22 protein-coding genes are annotated in these 15,215 nt (G+C 49.2%); 16 read left to right on the top strand and 6 right to left on the bottom strand.

Going from position 1 to position 15,215, the window contains the following annotated elements; genetic code table 11:
- Window positions 1-134: 134 nt before the first annotated feature.
- The 5 genes from RBB45_RS01790 to RBB45_RS01810 all read left to right on the top strand — a co-directional run bounded on the left by RBB45_RS01790 (window position 135) and on the right by RBB45_RS01810 (window position 3,378).
- Complete coding sequence (locus RBB45_RS01790) at window positions 135-1,394, top strand: Y-family DNA polymerase (RefSeq protein ID WP_009794730.1); 1,260 nt, start codon at window positions 135-137, stop codon at window positions 1,392-1,394.
- A 12-nt stretch (window positions 1,395-1,406) separates the two neighbouring features.
- Window positions 1,407-1,742, top strand: coding sequence for a YolD-like family protein (locus RBB45_RS01795; RefSeq protein WP_009794731.1), 336 nt, complete (start codon window positions 1,407-1,409; stop codon window positions 1,740-1,742).
- Window positions 1,743-1,803: 61 nt separating this feature from the next.
- Window positions 1,804-1,956, top strand: coding sequence for a hypothetical protein (locus RBB45_RS01800; RefSeq protein ID WP_165352519.1), 153 nt, complete (start codon window positions 1,804-1,806; stop codon window positions 1,954-1,956).
- 144 nt (window positions 1,957-2,100) lie between these two features.
- Window positions 2,101-2,427, top strand: a complete 327-nt coding sequence (locus RBB45_RS01805) for an iron-sulfur cluster biosynthesis family protein (protein WP_035403064.1) — start codon at window positions 2,101-2,103, stop codon at window positions 2,425-2,427.
- A gap of 402 nt (window positions 2,428-2,829) precedes the next feature.
- The gene (locus RBB45_RS01810; protein WP_022544167.1) at window positions 2,830-3,378 is read left to right on the top strand and encodes a hypothetical protein; all 549 of its coding nucleotides are present in this window, start codon (window positions 2,830-2,832) and stop codon (window positions 3,376-3,378) included.
- A 68-nt stretch (window positions 3,379-3,446) separates the two neighbouring features.
- On the opposite strand, the gene RBB45_RS01815 is transcribed toward RBB45_RS01810, so the two are convergent.
- The 3 genes from RBB45_RS01815 to RBB45_RS01825 all read right to left on the bottom strand — a co-directional run bounded on the left by RBB45_RS01815 (window position 3,447) and on the right by RBB45_RS01825 (window position 5,662).
- A complete protein-coding gene (locus tag RBB45_RS01815; protein ID WP_306009039.1) occupies window positions 3,447-4,379 on the bottom strand; it encodes an alpha/beta hydrolase in 933 nt (310 codons plus the stop codon).
- Window positions 4,380-4,530: 151 nt separating this feature from the next.
- The gene (locus tag RBB45_RS01820; protein ID WP_009794737.1) at window positions 4,531-4,662 is read right to left on the bottom strand and encodes a hypothetical protein; all 132 of its coding nucleotides are present in this window, start codon (window positions 4,660-4,662) and stop codon (window positions 4,531-4,533) included.
- Window positions 4,663-4,735: 73 nt separating this feature from the next.
- Window positions 4,736-5,662, bottom strand: coding sequence for a hydroxymethylglutaryl-CoA lyase (locus tag RBB45_RS01825; RefSeq protein ID WP_009794738.1), 927 nt, complete (start codon window positions 5,660-5,662; stop codon window positions 4,736-4,738).
- Window positions 5,663-5,842: 180 nt separating this feature from the next.
- On the opposite strand from RBB45_RS01825, the gene RBB45_RS01830 reads away from it, so the two are divergent.
- From RBB45_RS01830 to RBB45_RS01855, 6 genes are all read left to right on the top strand, one after another.
- On the top strand, window positions 5,843-7,045 hold the full coding sequence (locus tag RBB45_RS01830) for an acetyl-CoA C-acetyltransferase (protein WP_094767111.1): 1,203 nt from the start codon (window positions 5,843-5,845) through the stop codon (window positions 7,043-7,045).
- Between the two features lie 45 nt (window positions 7,046-7,090).
- The gene (locus RBB45_RS01835) at window positions 7,091-7,780 is read left to right on the top strand and encodes a CoA transferase subunit A (RefSeq protein WP_148949119.1); all 690 of its coding nucleotides are present in this window, start codon (window positions 7,091-7,093) and stop codon (window positions 7,778-7,780) included.
- A gap of 25 nt (window positions 7,781-7,805) precedes the next feature.
- Complete coding sequence (locus tag RBB45_RS01840; RefSeq protein WP_009794741.1) at window positions 7,806-8,474, top strand: 3-oxoacid CoA-transferase subunit B; 669 nt, start codon at window positions 7,806-7,808, stop codon at window positions 8,472-8,474.
- Between the two features lie 60 nt (window positions 8,475-8,534).
- A complete protein-coding gene (locus tag RBB45_RS01845; protein ID WP_306009040.1) occupies window positions 8,535-8,906 on the top strand; it encodes a VOC family protein in 372 nt (123 codons plus the stop codon).
- Window positions 8,907-8,988: 82 nt separating this feature from the next.
- Complete coding sequence (locus tag RBB45_RS01850; protein ID WP_094767112.1) at window positions 8,989-9,234, top strand: YqkE family protein; 246 nt, start codon at window positions 8,989-8,991, stop codon at window positions 9,232-9,234.
- A complete protein-coding gene (locus RBB45_RS01855) occupies window positions 9,231-9,788 on the top strand; it encodes a GrpB family protein (RefSeq protein ID WP_306009041.1) in 558 nt (185 codons plus the stop codon). The genes RBB45_RS01850 and RBB45_RS01855 overlap by 4 nt, the downstream gene beginning before the upstream one ends.
- 39 nt (window positions 9,789-9,827) lie before the next feature.
- Here the strand turns inward: RBB45_RS01855 and RBB45_RS01860 are convergent, their stop codons facing one another.
- Both RBB45_RS01860 and mciZ read right to left on the bottom strand, forming a co-directional pair.
- Window positions 9,828-10,748 carry an aldo/keto reductase gene (locus RBB45_RS01860; protein ID WP_009794745.1) on the bottom strand — a complete coding sequence of 307 codons (921 nt, stop codon included), beginning with the start codon at window positions 10,746-10,748 and terminating at the stop codon, window positions 9,828-9,830.
- A 68-nt stretch (window positions 10,749-10,816) separates the two neighbouring features.
- On the bottom strand, window positions 10,817-10,984 hold the full coding sequence (gene mciZ / locus RBB45_RS01865; RefSeq protein ID WP_022544165.1) for a Z-ring formation inhibitor MciZ: 168 nt from the start codon (window positions 10,982-10,984) through the stop codon (window positions 10,817-10,819).
- A gap of 73 nt (window positions 10,985-11,057) precedes the next feature.
- On the opposite strand from mciZ, the gene RBB45_RS01870 reads away from it, so the two are divergent.
- Together RBB45_RS01870 and RBB45_RS01875 are read left to right on the top strand one after the other, a co-directional pair.
- Window positions 11,058-11,612 (top strand): NUDIX hydrolase, encoded by a 555-nt coding sequence (locus RBB45_RS01870; RefSeq protein ID WP_101550229.1) that lies wholly within the window; start codon window positions 11,058-11,060, stop codon window positions 11,610-11,612.
- Entirely contained in the window at window positions 11,609-12,781 is a 1,173-nt protein-coding gene (locus RBB45_RS01875) for an endonuclease Q family protein (RefSeq protein ID WP_148949120.1), read from the top strand. The genes RBB45_RS01870 and RBB45_RS01875 overlap by 4 nt, the downstream gene beginning before the upstream one ends.
- Window positions 12,782-12,867: 86 nt before the next feature.
- Here the strand turns inward: RBB45_RS01875 and RBB45_RS01880 are convergent, their stop codons facing one another.
- Window positions 12,868-13,434 (bottom strand): GNAT family N-acetyltransferase, encoded by a 567-nt coding sequence (locus tag RBB45_RS01880; protein ID WP_224951463.1) that lies wholly within the window; start codon window positions 13,432-13,434, stop codon window positions 12,868-12,870.
- Window positions 13,435-13,586: 152 nt separating this feature from the next.
- Here RBB45_RS01880 and spoIIM point away from each other — a divergent pair, with 152 nt between their 5' ends.
- The 3 genes from spoIIM (at window position 13,587) to RBB45_RS01895 (ending at window position 15,213) form a co-directional block, all read left to right on the top strand.
- Complete coding sequence (gene spoIIM, locus RBB45_RS01885) at window positions 13,587-14,231, top strand: stage II sporulation protein M (RefSeq protein WP_022544162.1); 645 nt, start codon at window positions 13,587-13,589, stop codon at window positions 14,229-14,231.
- Window positions 14,232-14,377: 146 nt separating this feature from the next.
- Window positions 14,378-14,842: a ferric iron uptake transcriptional regulator gene (gene fur, locus RBB45_RS01890; RefSeq protein ID WP_022544161.1), complete on the top strand. Its 465-nt coding sequence runs from the start codon at window positions 14,378-14,380 to the stop codon at window positions 14,840-14,842.
- Between the two features lie 143 nt (window positions 14,843-14,985).
- Window positions 14,986-15,213 carry a YqzK family protein gene (locus RBB45_RS01895; protein ID WP_022544160.1) on the top strand — a complete coding sequence of 76 codons (228 nt, stop codon included), beginning with the start codon at window positions 14,986-14,988 and terminating at the stop codon, window positions 15,211-15,213.
- The last annotated feature ends 2 nt before the right edge of the window (window positions 15,214-15,215 follow it).

The following is a 15,215-nucleotide window of genomic DNA, read 5'->3' on the forward strand; positions in this document are numbered from 1 at the left end:
TTGAATGCGAACGCATATTCGCTTAATATAGTGGGTATAATGAATTAGAACAGATGTTCTTTTTTGGATATCTGAATCTGTAAGCTAATTGGGCCTAAGAGGAATGCAGCCAAGCGCCAAGGGAGAGAAAAGAAATGATCGATTACAGCACGATGCCGAACAACCAAATTTTATGTGTGGATATGAAAAGCTTTTATGCAAGCTGTTCCGCTGTGATGGAGGGCCTCGACCCGCTTGAATGCTATCTTGCTGTAGTAGGTGATAAAAAACGGAAAGGAAGCATTGTCCTCGCCGCCTCCCCGCGGATGAAAAAAGAATTTGGCGTCAAGACCGGAACCCGCTATTTTGAAATCCCGAAAGATCCCCGCATTATCGTGGTAGAACCGAAAATGGCCACCTATCTGAGAATTTCCACCGAGATTACACGTGTATTCCACCGCTATGTCCCGAAGGAAAGCATCCATACTTACAGTGTGGATGAAAGCTTCATCAAAGTTGACGGAGCTGCAAAGCTTTGGGGAGGCGCTTATACCATTGCCGAGAAAATCAAGGATGATATTGAAAGGGAGTTCCAGCTGCCCTGTGCCATCGGCATCGGCCCTAATATGCTGCTCTCCAAGCTGTGCCTTGATCTTGAGGCGAAGCAGAAGGGGATTGCTGAATGGACATACGATGATGTCAAGGAGAAGCTCTGGAAGGTTTCGCCCCTGAGGGACATGTGGGGCATCGGAAGAAGGGTGGAGAAGACCCTGAACGGGATGGGCATTTTCACTGTAGGGCAGCTGGCCCGCTATGATCTGGAAGCATTGGAAAAGAAATTCGGCATCATGGGGAACCAGCTTTACCACCATGCCTGGGGCGTTGATCTTTCCGACATCGGCGCGCCGATCATGGAGGGGCAGATCAGTTTTGGGAAAAGCCAGATCCTGCTGCGCGATTATAAGGATGAAGGGGAGATCAAGCAGGTGATCCTTGAAATGTGCGAAGAGCTGGCAAGGAGGGCCAGAAACCACCGCAAGGCGGGAAGGACAGTCAGCTTTGGCGTGGGATACAGCCAGGATGAATTTGGAGGCGGCTTCTACCGGTCGCGCACCATCGATCAGCCGACCAATGTCACCATGGATATTTACCGGGTCTGCCTGGAACTTTTTCAGGAAAATTACTCTGGGAAGACGGTCAGGAAAATTTCAATGGCCCTTGGCAATATTGTGGATGACCATGAATTCCAGCTCAGCCTTTTTGACCTGAACAGCTGGAAAAGCAGGGAGCTCGGATACACCGTCGACAGCATCCGCCGCCGTTTCGGATCCGGTGCGCTGCTGCGGGCGATATCATATACTGCGGCAGGGACAGCCAAACATCGGGCTACACTGGTCGGGGGCCATAAAATGTAAGGAGGCAGAGATATGATCCGGGACAGGGGAAGGATAAAATGGACGTCGATGATGCTCCCAGAGCATGTAAAGCTGCTCCGGGACTGGGCGAAAGAGGACACCTATGAAAAGCCGAAAGAACTGGATGAGCAGCAGCTTGAACAGATGAATGAGACACTTGCTGAAGCGATGGAGTTCGGCCAGGCGGTTGCCATCACCCACTTCCGCACTCACCGTCATGAACTCGTAATCGGAAACATCCACTATTGGGATGAAATCGGCCAAAAGCTTCATGTCATAGACCATTTTGGCGAGGTCCACCGCATCCCGCTGAACACGGTTGCCGATGTCAGGGCCGCCGGGGAATAGCGGCAGGAAAAGAGAATGGATTTGCGCAGGGGGAGCACCTTAAAGGCAGGAGGTGTTTCTTATGCCAAGAGGCAAAGAGCTTGAGCAGCTGCCCATGTCCAATATTGCTCCGGGAGCAGGGTCGGATAAAGGAAGGTTTAACCGCCATTCGCTCAGCGGAATGGAGCGGAAAGACCAGCCCCGTCCGGAAGATGCCGGGAAAAGCCAGCCTTGATCCGGCAGAGCTGTCACCTGCCGGGTTATTCCCATACCGGCGGGCCGGCTTGTCCAGCAGGGCGGAAGTGCTGAGCACATGAAAAGGTGGAATGCCTGCTTTATGCTAGAATGGGATTATGAAACGAAAGCAGGTGATTTTCCCATGAAAATTGCAGTCACTAGAACAGCACAGGAAAAACTCAAAGAAAAAACAGCCGGAAAAGAAGGCTATTTAAAATTAAAATATGATACAGAAGGCTGCGGCTGTGTTGTCAGCGGCGTAAGCGCCTTATGGCTGGTGGATGGAGTGGATTCCGGCGACAGGGAAATCAGCACCGAAGCCGGCAGCATCTATATAGAAAAATCAAAAGAAGTCTTTTTCGATGAAAGCATGACAATCGATTATTCCGATCAAGCCAATTGTTTTCAGCTGAAAAGCCCGAATCAATACTTGAATCCGAGAATGAGCTTCATTAATAAGATTTCCTGAGGCAGGCCGCAATGCGGTCTGTTTTTTTGTAGTTGAAGAATTTATAAATTGGAAGACTTGTGGATAATTTTCAATTCTTGATCCACGTCCAGCAGCTGCGCCGAAGTCATAAGCCGAACCTCCCAAAAAGGCAAAGAACGCCTTTCCGGGAGGTTCGTCTTGAGGCCCCCAGGAAGCTGGTCATGCAGATGTTGCCACAGGACGTGGCGTTCTTAGTCTGCGTTCCTTAAGGTGATCAAGGCGCTTGCGCTTTTGTTCCGGCTCAAAACTCAAAATGGAATTTTTTATCAATTCAGGTTTCGAAAAAGCCGAATAAGGCTAGAGAACCATAGCGCACCTTGGCGCATGTTACAGGCTGTTCCTTCATTTAATGATAAAAGAGATGCTAAAGGGGGCGGGAGAATGAAGAAAAAGGCAGGCTTATGGATCATGCTGGCGGCCATCTTCCTTGCAGCATGCCAGCCTAAAACCTTCGAGGAAGCGATGAGTACAGAAGTGCCTTTCAATGTCCAGAAGGTGATACATAAAGAAAAGGTGAAGGGCGGCACGGTTGTGTTGTATCTGACAGAGCAGGAGCGGGAAGCGGACAATGGGGCGGAAAAGGTGCAGGCAGTTGCCGCCGCCTATCTGCAGGAAAGCAAGAAGGCCGGCTGGAAGAACGCGGGCCATAACCATTGGGAATATAAGCAGAACGATCATATGACGGTCTATCCGGAAACCTTCTATCAGTATGACACAGAAGGCAATCTGAAGCATAAAGTGCCGATTGTGTTTGGGCGGATCCTGAACAATGACATAACAGCAGTGGAAGCGGGAAAGAAGGATTCATTCCAGCCGGCGAAGCTGATAGAGACGGAAGAGGGGCGCTTTTATTTTGCGGCAGGTGAGTTCGAACTCGTGAGGGGCCTGTCTGCCGAGGGGAAGGCCGTCAGCCAGCAGAAAAACAGATAGTGACGGCGGCTGTTATGCTGCGGGAGCATAAAGGGAGGAGGCTTTCAAAAAGCCTCCTCCCTATCTGTTTAAGAACCGGCGGCCATCGGCCCCCTTTTAAAAATATAGTCTTCAAGAAATTCGTCGATGGCTTTCTCATAGTCATTGCGGTTTTCATTCAAGGACTGGGCATGGACCCCGTTCATGGCAAGAAACAGTTTTTTCGGGCCGGGCTTGCGCAGGAAAAGGGCCTCTGTCATGGTGGGCAGGATAAAATCATCCTTCGTGCTGTGGATGAACAGCACCGGCTTTTTGATCTGGTCGATGACAGCGATGGGGGATACTTCGTTCAGAGAATATTTTTCCCTTAGGCGCAGGAAAATGTCTGCCACCGGAAGAACCAGCTGTGGCGGCAGCTTCATTTCTGTTTTCAGCCGGTAAGAAAGCTGCTCCCTGAAATCCGAGAACGGACAGTCGGCTATATAAAAATCGGCTCCATCCTCCAGCATTCCGGCATACAGCAGCATGGTGGCCGCTCCCATCGATTCGCCGTGGATCCCCAGGAGCAGGTCATCGCCTTTCTCTTTTTTCAGCCACTGGACAACGGCCTGAAGGTCGAATTTTTCATAATGCCCATAACTCGTCGTCTTGCCGCCGGATTCTCCATGCCGGCGGTGGTCATAGATGAGGGCGTTGAATCCGCGGTTGAGGAACAGATTCATATACTTAATGCTGTTTGTTTTATTTTCTGTCACTCCGTGGCAGATGATAATATATTTGTTCGAAGAGTGCGGCTCTGCGAGAACCGCCTTCAGGGAGTAACCAAATGGGGATGGGATCAAAACCTCCTTTTTTGCAAGGCTGCTGAAGGAAAGAGGATCTACCCTTCCGGCTTCAGTTTCCCTGTTGAGGATAAAGCTGTCATCCTTTTTCTTCATATACATGATCCGATTGGTAAAATACACACCGATCGAGGTTAAAAAGACAAGGAGTGAAAAAAGGTAACGGAATGCCTTTCTCAAGACGATCCCTCCAAAATAAGGTTTTTCTTTATTTTACCATTAGCAGATGCTCTTCGAAATGAAAACGGACGGAAAATCATCGTTTTCTTCCTAAAGAAAAATTCTGCTCTGTGAACGAAAAACAGCCGCGGCAATCGCGGCTGCTGAACGGCTATTGCGGAGAATTCTGGCCCCTTGCCGGGTGAATGGCTTTTTCCAGCTCTTCAGCCGCAATCGTATGATTGACAGTATCGCTTGCAGGCTTGCCTTTCTGGCTGTTCCCTTTGTCCCGCTTCTGGCTCATGATAATTCCTCCTTTGATTTAGCATTAATTCTTAAAGTGCTCACAAAGGCGGAAGTTATGCAGATAAAACAGATTATGAACCTGCTCGTTCCCTGGATGCCTCTCCCAAATACAGCTGGTAAATCGCGCTTTCAATCGGCCGGCTGAGATGGGGCTGTACAATATCAATGGCATCCATAAGGAGGTCCAAATTGATGCCAGTGCTGATTCCCATCCGTTCAAGCATATTCACAACATCCTCGGTTGCCGCATTGCCTGCCGCACCTGGAGCGAACGGACAGCCGCCAAGGCCGCCTGCAGAGCTGTCGAAGCGGTCGATCCCTGCCTGGAGAGCGGCAAAGATATTCGTCAAAGCCATTTTCCTTGTGTCATGGAAATGCGCTGTCAGCAAAACATCCGGAAATTCGTGCTTCAGCCTGCTGAACAGGGAGTATGCCTCATGAGGGGCAGCCATGCCGATCGTATCGGCAACACTCAGCTCATCTGCCCCGGCGAGAGTAAATTGGCGGCAAAGCTCCACAGTCCTGTCTTCCTCTATTTTGCCTTCATAAGGGCAGTAGAAGCTGGTCGAGATGCAGGCGCGCACAAAGTAGCCTTTTTCCTTCAATTCCCTGACCAGCGGCAGGATTTCCTCCATGCTTTCCGCTGTTGTTTTGTTGATATTTTTTTTGTTGAAGCTGTCGCTTACCCCAACGAAGACAGCAATCGCGCGGCAGCCGGTCATATAGGCGCGTTCAATGCCCTTCCTGTTGGGGGCAAGGACAAAATCGCGCACACCTGATCCAATAGAGCTGGCGGCAATTTCAGCTGCATCCGCCATTTGCGGCACCCATTTAGGTGAGACGAAGGAGGTAAGCTCCATCTCGGCAAAGCCGGCTTTTTTCAGCGCGGATATGAATTCCTTTTTAACAGGGGTTGGAATGAACGTTTTTTCATTTTGGAGCCCGTCGCGCGGGCCTACTTCTATGATGGTCGCTTTCTTTGGCAGGCAGAGGGTCATGATTTCACTCCTGACAACATATTTTTATTTGTAGATTGCAAGATTAATGAAAGGGCTTTTTTATATTGTAGGAGAAAAGAAAAATAAAAAGCAAGAATAATAGAAATTTTGACAAAATAAAAGGAATTTCTCATTTTTGGCTCGAACTAATACATATTGCAGTTAGAAAGGGTGAATAGCTTGAAGCAGACAGACATCGTAATAGCGAGTGCTGTAAGGACGGCGATCGGGAGCTTTAACGGGAGCCTGAAGGGAGTTTCAGCTCCGGCGCTTGGGGCCGCTGCCATAAAGGGTGCATTGGAAAAGGCAGGGCTTGAGGCAGAACAGGTGGATGAAGTTATCATGGGAAACGTGCTGCAGGCGGGGCTGGGCCAGAATCCGGCAAGGCAGGCAGCTATTTTGGCGGGGATTCCTGAAAGCGTTTCCTCTATGACGATCAATAAAGTCTGCGGCTCCGGCTTGAAGGCAGTGCATCTTGCCTATCAGGCGATTATGGCAGGGGATGCAGAAGTCATCGTTGCGGGCGGCATGGAAAATATGAGCCAGGCCCCTTACCTGCTAAAAGGCGCCCGCGATGGGTTTAAGATGGGCGATCAGAAGCTGGTGGACAGCATGGTCTCTGACGGGCTGTGGTGTGCATTCAATGACTACCATATGGGCATGACAGCGGAAAACCTCTGCTCGCAGTATGGCCTCAGCAGGGAAGAGCAGGACACATTTGCAGCATGGAGCCAGGAAAAAGCGCAGAAAGCACAAGAGGCCGGGCGTTTCAAGGATGAAATTGTGCCTGTCGAAATTCCTCAGCGCAAAGGGGATCCGGTCATCTTTGACAGCGACGAATATTTGAAAAAAGGGACGACAGCCGAAAAGCTTGCCGGCTTGAGGCCGGCCTTCAAAAAGGATGGCTCAGTTACTGCCGGCAATGCATCGGGCATTAATGACGGTGCAGCCGCCCTTGTTGTGATGAGCAGGGCAAAGGCGGAAGAGCTCGGGGTCCAGCCGATTGCTGTCATCAGAGCGAACGCAAGTGCCGGCGTAGATCCGAGCATCATGGGAATCGGACCGGTGCCGGCGGTCAAGAAGGTGTTGGAGAAGGCAGGAGTTTCAATGGAAGAACTGGATTTGATCGAGGCAAATGAGGCTTTTGCCGCTCAATCGCTTGCAGTAGGAAAAGAGCTCGGCTTCAACAATGAAATATTGAACGTAAACGGCGGGGCAATTGCGCTTGGCCACCCGATTGGCGCCAGCGGTGCAAGGGTCCTTGTTACGCTCCTGCATGAAATGAAAAAGCGGAATGCAGAGAAAGGGCTGGCAGCACTATGCATTGGCGGCGGCCAGGGAGTAGCGACAGTGGTTGAGCTTGCCAAGTCCCGCCTGCACTGAGGGGAAGAACAGCAAAAAAAGAAAAAATATGAGAGGAGAGAAACGATGAAAAAAATACATACATCCTTCCAGGAAGCAGTTGCCGGCATCCAGGACGGAGCGGTACTGATGGTGGGCGGCTTCGGACTTTGCGGCATTCCTGAGAATCTAATACTTGCCCTCGTGGAAAAAGGGGTGAAGGATCTGACCGTTATCTCCAACAACTGCGGAGTGGACGATTGGGGTCTTGGCCTTCTGTTAAAAAACAAGCAGATCAAAAAAATGGTCGGATCTTATGTAGGTGAGAATAAGGAATTTGAGCGCCAGGTACTATCAGGTGAAATTGAAGTCGAACTGCTGCCGCAGGGAACGCTTGCTGAGAAAATCCGCGCCGGCGGAGCCGGCATTCCGGCATTTTATACACCTGCCGGAGTAGGAACCCCGATTGCCGAAGGAAAGGAGACCAGGGTTTTCAACGGAAAGGAATATTTGCTTGAAGAGGCGCTTGCCGCAGACTTCAGCCTTGTCCGGGCCTGGAAAGGGGATCGTATGGGAAATCTCGTATACCGGAAAACGGCGAGGAATTTCAATCCAATGATCGCAGCCGCAGGAAAAACAACCATAGCGGAAGTGGAGAACCTTGTAGAGACTGGCGGGCTTGAGCCGGAAAACATCCACACGCCGAGCATTTATGTGCAAAGCCTTATTAAAGGCAGCCAGGAAAAACGGATTGAGCGGCTGACTGTCAAATCATAATTAAGGAGAGAAAGGAGCAGCAGATATGAGCAGCGATAAAGGTGCCGTGCGCGAGAAAATTGCCAGACGGGCAGAGAAAGAAATTGAAGACGGATTTTATGTAAACCTCGGCATAGGCATGCCGACACTTGTGGCTAATTATATTTCCGGCAACAAGGAAGTGGTCCTTCAATCCGAGAACGGGCTTCTTGGGATCGGCCCCTATCCGGATAAGGAAGATGTGGATGCCGACCTGATCAATGCCGGAAAAGAAACCGTGACGGCCATACCGGGTGCAGCCTATTTTGACAGTGCTGAATCTTTTGCGATGATCCGGGGCGGGCATGTCAATGTCGCCATTCTGGGGGGCATGGAGGTTTCCGAGGAAGGGGACCTGGCCAATTGGATGATCCCCGGCAAAATGATCAAAGGCATGGGCGGTGCGATGGATCTTGTCCATGGGGCGCAAAAGATCATCGTCATCATGGAGCATACAAATAAAAACGGGGAAAGCAAGATCCTCAAGTCCTGCTCCCTCCCGCTGACTGGCAAAGGGGTCGTGGACCGCATCATCACCGAGCGGGCTGTTATTGATGTAACAGCAGGGGGGCTGAAGCTGATTGAGGTGGCGAAAGGCTTTACGGTTGAAGAGGTGGTCAGCTCGACCGGGCCGGAACTGCAGGTGGACGACTCGGTCTTAACAGAGGCATTTTAATGAAAGTTGGGTGCAGCCTCTGCGGCTGTACCTTTCTTCTGTATAGAGAGGGGAATTTAAATGGGAATCACTTTTAAAGGAATCGATCATATTCAGCTGGCAGCTCCAAAAGGGACAGAAGAGCAGGCCAGGGAATTTTACGGAAAGCTGCTGGGGCTTGAGGAAATCCCCAAGCCTGGAAATCTGCAAAGAAGGGGCGGCTGCTGGTTCCTCTGCGGCAGCCAGGAGGTGCACATCGGCATCCAGGAAGATTTCCTTCCGGCCAGGAAGGCCCATCCTGGATTTGTGGTTGAAGATCTCGCGGGACTGCGGAGCAGGCTGGAGGAGGCAGGCACAGTGATCAAGGAGGAGCCGCCGATTGATGGAAGAAACCGCTTCTTTACAGAAGATCCGTTCGGGAACAGAATCGAGTTCCTCGAATTTATCAGCTGATCCTTACGTGAGCAGGGAAGAATTCGGCACTGCTCCTTGTATGCTATAATATCCTGTAAATACGCAAAAAGAGGGATAGAACATGAAGAAAAAACGCCAAACAGCACAGCAGAAAAAAGACGACAAGCCGGTTACACTGGGGGATATGCTCAATCAGGACCTGATGGATCAGCTGAAGGCAGCAAAGAAGCAGCTGAAGGATGAGGAATTGAAGAAGGCTGAGGAAGCGGAAAAAAGAAAGATAGAGGAACGGCGTTTAAGAGAGAAGAATAAGAGCTTTGAAGAGCTTCTCCAGGATAGCGATCTAAATTGGAAAGAGTATAAATGATGGAAACCCGGCCAAGGAAGGTGGATGTCCAGCCGTACAGCGGGAGCTGGGCCGATTCTTTTCAGGAGGAAAAACAGCTCCTTGCCGCTGTCTTTGGAGAATCAGCTCCCATACACCATATCGGAAGCACCTCCATTCCCGGCATGAGCGCCAAGCCGATCATCGATATCCTGGCCGAAGCGGACAATGCCGGCATCTTTGATGAGGCAGCACCCAAACTGCAGGGGTGGGGCTATACAGCAAAAGGAGAAAACGGCATCCCCGGCCGGAGGTATTTTGTGAGATTTACCGAAGCAGGTGAAAGGCTGGTCCATTTGCACGGCTATCCAAAGGGGCACCCTGAAATCGGCCGCCATCTGCTGTTCCGGGATTATTTGCGGAAGCATCCGGAGGAAGCCGATTTATACAGCAGGACAAAGCTGGTAGCCGCCCGGAAATACCCTTATGATATTGAGTCCTATATAAAGGAAAAGGATCCGGTGGTGAAGCTGCTTGATGAAAAGGCGCTGGCTTGGCACCTGCAGAATGAAGGAAAGGAACAGGATCTAACTTGATCCTGTTCCTTTTCTTCGTTACTCGGGAATCGCCAGGGCCTATCTGTGCTGTCCATATTGATTTGCCAGGCTGATAGACTGGATGGCCGCCAGTTCTTCAGCCGATAAAGGGCCAGCTGCCGCGGCCCTAGCATTCTCCCTGACCTGTGCGGCCGAGCTGGCGCCGGCAGCCACAGAAGCGACTGCAGGGCTGGAAAGGACATATTGGAAGGCCAATTCTGTCATCGAACGATTGCCGGAAGCTTCTTTCAGGTGGCGGAGAATGTCTTCCAGCTCTTTGTAGCTGTAATCAAGATAACCGTTTTCCTTTACAGAACCTGGGGCTTTCCCGAGCATCTTATCGCTCAGCATCCCCTTGGCGAGAGGGCCGCGGACCACGGCGCTGATAGCTTTCTCTTTAAGAAGCGGAAGGGCTGTCTCCTCCGGGCGGCGGTCAAGGATGCTGTATTGCATCATGACAGAAGCGATATTGGACCTTTTCACGTATTCCCGGATCACATTCGGCCTGATGGAGGAGATTCCATAGTGGCGGATAAAGCCCTCTTCCTTCAGTTCTTCAAATGCTTCAATTGTTTCATCTATCGGATCATCAAGGGTTCCGCCGTGAAGCTGATACAAATCGATATAATCTGTTCCCAGCCGCTTCAGGCTTCCCTTGACCGCTTCTTTAATATAAGCCTTAGAAGGATCCCAGCTCCAGCCGTCCTTTGCTTCATTCCAGCGGTTGCCTGCTTTTGTAGCAATAATGACGTTTTCGCGCACTTCCTTGAGTGCTTCGCCGACAATCTTTTCATTTTCCCCGAAATCGTATAGATCGGCGGTATCAAAATAATTGATTCCTTCTTCCAAAGCTGCCTCGATGATCTTCCTTCCTTCAAGGGCATCTGTTCCAAGGGACATGCAGCCAAGTCCCAGCTCGCTTACATATAGTCCTGTCTTTCCAAGCTCTCTCTTTTTCATATTTTCACCTCGAACTTATGATGAGTCCATTGTATCTAAAAGAAGGGCATGGCCACAAATATAAGAGACTATTTTATCCTCCGGAGCCGGACTTTTTCCGGGGTGGCAGCTGCCTCTGCCGAATCGATCCATTCCTTGATCAGCGTATGTTTCACTGTGTACTCTCTCAATTTTTCACGAATCTCCCATGCCTTGCCTGCAAGGATGACGCCTTTAGAGTGGACGCGGATTTTCAATTCATACTCCCCCAAATAAAGTATGATAAAATGTATGAGCAGATAATCGGATTAGAACTGGAGTGATAGAACAGTGAAGCATCCTTTAGAAGAAAAAACGATAAAAACAGAGCAGATTTTTAACGGGAAGGTCATCTCCCTTCAGGTGGACGATGTGGAGCTGCCGAACGGAAAAAACTCAAAACGGGAAATTGTCAAGCATCCTGGAGCGGTTGCTGTCATTCCCCTTACAGATGACAACAAAATCGTGATGGTAGAGCAGTTCAGAAAACCTCTTGAAAAGGCAATTGTGGAAATTCCGGCAGGCAAGCTTGAAAAAGGCGAGGATCCGGAGCTTTGTGCAAAAAGAGAGCTGGAAGAAGAGACAGGCTATGTTTGCGGAGAAATCGAAAAGCTCGTTTCCTTTTATACTTCACCCGGATTCGCTGATGAGATTCTCCATATATATGCTGCCAGAAAACTGAGAAAAATAGAAAATCCCGCCATTCCGGATGAGGATGAATTCGTCGATGTTATTGAGCTTACTCTTGAAGAGGCGCAGGCTTATATAGAAGAGCAAAAAATCCATGATGCCAAAACAGTCTATGCTGTCCAGTATCTCCAGATCGAACAGCTGAAGAACAGATGATGCTTCAAACTTATTATGCCGATATGCACATCCATATCGGCCGGACAAAGTCAGGGCGCGCCGTTAAAATAACGGGGGCCAGATCACTTGTGTTTTCCAATATCATCGAGCATGCAAGGGACAGTAAAGGCCTGGATATGATCGGGATTATTGACTGCCATTCACCAGAGGTAATTGACGAGATGGAAGAACTTATGGCCACGGGCGAGCTTGTGCAATCGCCTGAAGGAGGTCTGCTGTACGGCGGCCTCGCAATCATTCCAGGATCAGAGCTTGAAATCTATGATGAAAGCTGCAAGGGCCCCATCCACGTTCTCTGCTATTTTCCAAACCTTGATGTGATGAAGGAATTCTCTTTGTGGCTGAAAGGCCGCCTTAAAAATATCCATTTAAGCTCACAGCGTATCTATGCATCAGGAAAAGAGTTGCAGTCACAGGTAAAAGCGCTTGGCGGATTATTCATTCCGGCCCATGTCTTTACGCCTTTCAAGAGCATGTATGGAAAAGGTGTCGACCGGTCGCTTGAAGAGGTCTTCGATAAAGATCTTATCGATGGGATCGAGCTGGGCCTGAGTTCGGATACAGAAATGGCTGATATGATTCATGAGCTGCACCAGTACCCTTTTCTTACAAATTCAGATGCTCACTCTCTCGGAAAAATAGCCAGGGAATATCAGCAGATTGAAATGGCCGGGCCTTCATTCAATGAGTTTCATTTAGCCTTGAAAAGAGAGGGAGGGAGAAGGATTTCCGCCAATTACGGACTGGACCCGCAGCTGGGGAAATATCATCAGACAGTTTGTCTGGACTGCCATTCCCCCCTCGCTTCCGGTCATAATGGCTGCCGGAAGTGCGGAAGCATAAAGCAGGTGAAGGGAGTGGCCGATCGGATTATGGAGCTTAAGACAGCTGGGAGTGCACCGGCAGACAGGCCGCCATATGTCCATCAAGTGCCGCTCGAATTCATTCCCGGCCTCGGCCCAAAGATACTGGAAAGGCTGCTGGACCATTTTGGGACTGAAATGGACATACTCCACAGAGTGCCGAAGGAGGCACTGGAAGAGGTCATTCCAGATAAGCTTGCTATGCTGATCGTCAAAGCGAGGAGCGGCCGGCTTAGCTTGAAAGCAGGCGGCGGAGGGAAGTACGGAAAAGTTGAGCAGGAATAGCAGCTGAAGGGGACGAACACAGGAGCCGGGCTGTGACTGTAAATATCTAACGGAAAACCGGATCCAGAGAGCGGATCCGGTTTTTTCTATTCTTTTAACTTTGCAAAAATACAAGTGTCCCGCAGCACATCACCGCTGGCGCAGAGGGTATTTTTTCTTAAGGTAGCTTCCAGCGTAAAGCCGAGCCTCTCGGGGATTTTTCTGCTGGCTGTGTTCTCCGGGTCGCACCGGATCTCAATTCTATTGGCAGACAGGCTGCTGAATGTAAACTCAATAAGAGCTTCGACCGCTTCTGAGATATAACCTTTCTTATGATGGCGCGAATCGCACCAATAGCCGATTTCAAACCTGCGGGCCTCCCAGTCGATGCGGTGCAGCCCGGTCGATCCGATGAATTGACCGTCTTCTTTGCGGTATATATGGAGGCGGATATCTTCCCTCAGCCAAAATTGGGCATATGACCGGCGGATGCCTGCTTCTGTTTCTTCGAGGGACTGTTCCTTGGCAGCGAAAGGCAGCCATTTTTTCAGCTCATTCTTTGATGCTATGACAGCATCATACACATCTTTGCCATCGCCTGGCAGGCAAGGCCGGATATACAATCTTTCTGTCTCTGCAATGATTTCAGGAAAGTCGATTAAAATTGGATTCATTTTCCACTCCTCCTTTGTGATTGTTCCGATTATATCGGGTGGCACAAAGACTGGCAATATATTTTTAAAATAATGGCAAAATGATAGAATCCTGTCATAGACTGTTCTTCCCTGCATAGGATGTAGTAATAGATTTTACAGGAGGAAGAGCAATGAAAAAACGTATGTACCAGAACTTTGCAGCCAATCATTTTCGCGAGCATTCCTCGATCTACTTATTCGTCATCGTCCTGTTTCTGATGGGGGTCATTTTCGGTGCCGTAGTGGTGAACAGCCTGAGCTTCAATCAAAAGGAAGATTTATATTACTATCTGTCGCAATTTTTTGGACAGGTATCGGCCGGCACTGTAGCTGAGTCACATGATCTTTTTATCCAGAGCCTGTTCCATAACAGCAAGTTCATTGGACTGATGTGGCTTCTCGGCATTTCCATCATCGGCCTGCCGGTCATCCTCGTGCTGTTATTTATGAAGGGTATGGTTGTCGGATTTACAGTCGGCTTTCTTGTAAACAGGATGGGCTGGGATGGGTTCCTGCTTTCCTTTGTATCAGTTATGCCGCAGAATATCATCATCATTCCGATCTTTATCATCACCGCAGCGATGACAGTGGCTCTGTCTTTAAAGATGATCAGGAGGCAATTTATGAAAAATCTCGGCCAGCCGGTCGTGCCGATGTTTGGAAGGTACCTGGCTGTGTTCTGCGCGGCAGTTCTATTATTATCAGTGGCTGCCGGCATAGAAGCCTATCTTTCCCCGGCTTTGATGAAATCGGTTGTCAGCAGTATAAAGCCTTGATTGCTTATTTTATAGTGATTATAATATAAGAATGAATATATTTTATTATAATAATTGTATCTTCTTATTTATAATGATTTTATTTTGAAAACATCTCCCTATCTGTTATAATGAGAACTGACAGTGCGAGGGAGGGACTTTACGGGATGGAGACCAGAATAGATAGAATTAAAAAACAGCTGCATTCGTCAAGCTATAAATTAACACCGCAGCGTGAAGCAACAGTCCGTGTGCTGCTGGAGAATGAAGAAGATCATCTGAGCGCGGAAGATGTATACCTCCTTGTCAAAGAGAAGTCGCCTGAGATAGGACTGGCGACCGTTTATCGCACACTGGAGCTGTTAACGGAACTGAAAATTGTCGATAAAATCAATTTTGGTGATGGAGTTTCCCGCTATGACCTGAGGCAGGAAGGCGCCGCCCATTTCCACCACCATTTAGTATGCATAGAATGCGGGGCAGTAGATGAGATCCAGGATGACCTTCTGGAGGATGTCGAAGCGATAGTTGAGCGTGACTGGAACTTTAAGATCAAAGATCACCGCCTGACATTTCATGGCATCTGCTACCGCTGCCAGGATAAAGAAGAAAGCGCCGATGAGGCTGATTGACTGGAACCTTTTCTTTAAACCGGAAAAGGTTTTTATTATTCTCCGAAAAAAAGCCGGAAATGCCAAAAGCTTTAGCCGGGAAGGTATAAATCTTGTCCAGCTTGGCATATCTTTTATTATAGAATGCAGCTGGAGGAAGAATGATGAGATCCTGGATGATTATGACGTTTAAAACATTGAAGGTATTTGTCCTGTTTACGGGATGTACAATCCTTTTTTATTATGGGCTTTTATGGTTAAATGAAGAATATCAGAGCTATCACCGTTATGATGAGCCGGAAGGCAGCGCCGTCAGGGTATCTGGTGATGCAGTTTCTGATGAAACCGACTGGTTTGACAGACTGATTCTGTTTTACCACAATGGGGAGTAATG

The organism is Bacillus sp. MMSF_3328, assembly GCF_030733525.1.
Taxonomy (GTDB): domain Bacteria; phylum Bacillota; class Bacilli; order Bacillales; family Cytobacillaceae; genus Bacillus_AB; species Bacillus_AB infantis.

Coding starts and splice junctions, on each gene's coding strand:
- RBB45_RS01790 (WP_009794730.1), top strand. CDS start 135: ATGATCGATTACAGCACGATGCCGAACAACCAAATTTTATGTGTGGAT.
- RBB45_RS01795 (WP_009794731.1), top strand. CDS start 1,407: ATGATCCGGGACAGGGGAAGGATAAAATGGACGTCGATGATGCTCCCA.
- RBB45_RS01800 (WP_165352519.1), top strand. CDS start 1,804: ATGCCAAGAGGCAAAGAGCTTGAGCAGCTGCCCATGTCCAATATTGCT.
- RBB45_RS01805 (WP_035403064.1), top strand. CDS start 2,101: ATGAAAATTGCAGTCACTAGAACAGCACAGGAAAAACTCAAAGAAAAA.
- RBB45_RS01810 (WP_022544167.1), top strand. CDS start 2,830: ATGAAGAAAAAGGCAGGCTTATGGATCATGCTGGCGGCCATCTTCCTT.
- RBB45_RS01820 (WP_009794737.1), bottom strand. CDS start 4,662: ATGAGCCAGAAGCGGGACAAAGGGAACAGCCAGAAAGGCAAGCCTGCA.
- RBB45_RS01825 (WP_009794738.1), bottom strand. CDS start 5,662: ATGACCCTCTGCCTGCCAAAGAAAGCGACCATCATAGAAGTAGGCCCG.
- RBB45_RS01835 (WP_148949119.1), top strand. CDS start 7,091: ATGAAAAAAATACATACATCCTTCCAGGAAGCAGTTGCCGGCATCCAG.
- RBB45_RS01840 (WP_009794741.1), top strand. CDS start 7,806: ATGAGCAGCGATAAAGGTGCCGTGCGCGAGAAAATTGCCAGACGGGCA.
- RBB45_RS01845 (WP_306009040.1), top strand. CDS start 8,535: ATGGGAATCACTTTTAAAGGAATCGATCATATTCAGCTGGCAGCTCCA.
- RBB45_RS01850 (WP_094767112.1), top strand. CDS start 8,989: ATGAAGAAAAAACGCCAAACAGCACAGCAGAAAAAAGACGACAAGCCG.
- RBB45_RS01855 (WP_306009041.1), top strand. CDS start 9,231: ATGATGGAAACCCGGCCAAGGAAGGTGGATGTCCAGCCGTACAGCGGG.
- RBB45_RS01860 (WP_009794745.1), bottom strand. CDS start 10,748: ATGAAAAAGAGAGAGCTTGGAAAGACAGGACTATATGTAAGCGAGCTG.
- RBB45_RS01875 (WP_148949120.1), top strand. CDS start 11,609: ATGATGCTTCAAACTTATTATGCCGATATGCACATCCATATCGGCCGG.
- RBB45_RS01880 (WP_224951463.1), bottom strand. CDS start 13,434: ATGAATCCAATTTTAATCGACTTTCCTGAAATCATTGCAGAGACAGAA.
- spoIIM (WP_022544162.1), top strand. CDS start 13,587: ATGAAAAAACGTATGTACCAGAACTTTGCAGCCAATCATTTTCGCGAG.
- fur (WP_022544161.1), top strand. CDS start 14,378: ATGGAGACCAGAATAGATAGAATTAAAAAACAGCTGCATTCGTCAAGC.
- RBB45_RS01895 (WP_022544160.1), top strand. CDS start 14,986: ATGAGATCCTGGATGATTATGACGTTTAAAACATTGAAGGTATTTGTC.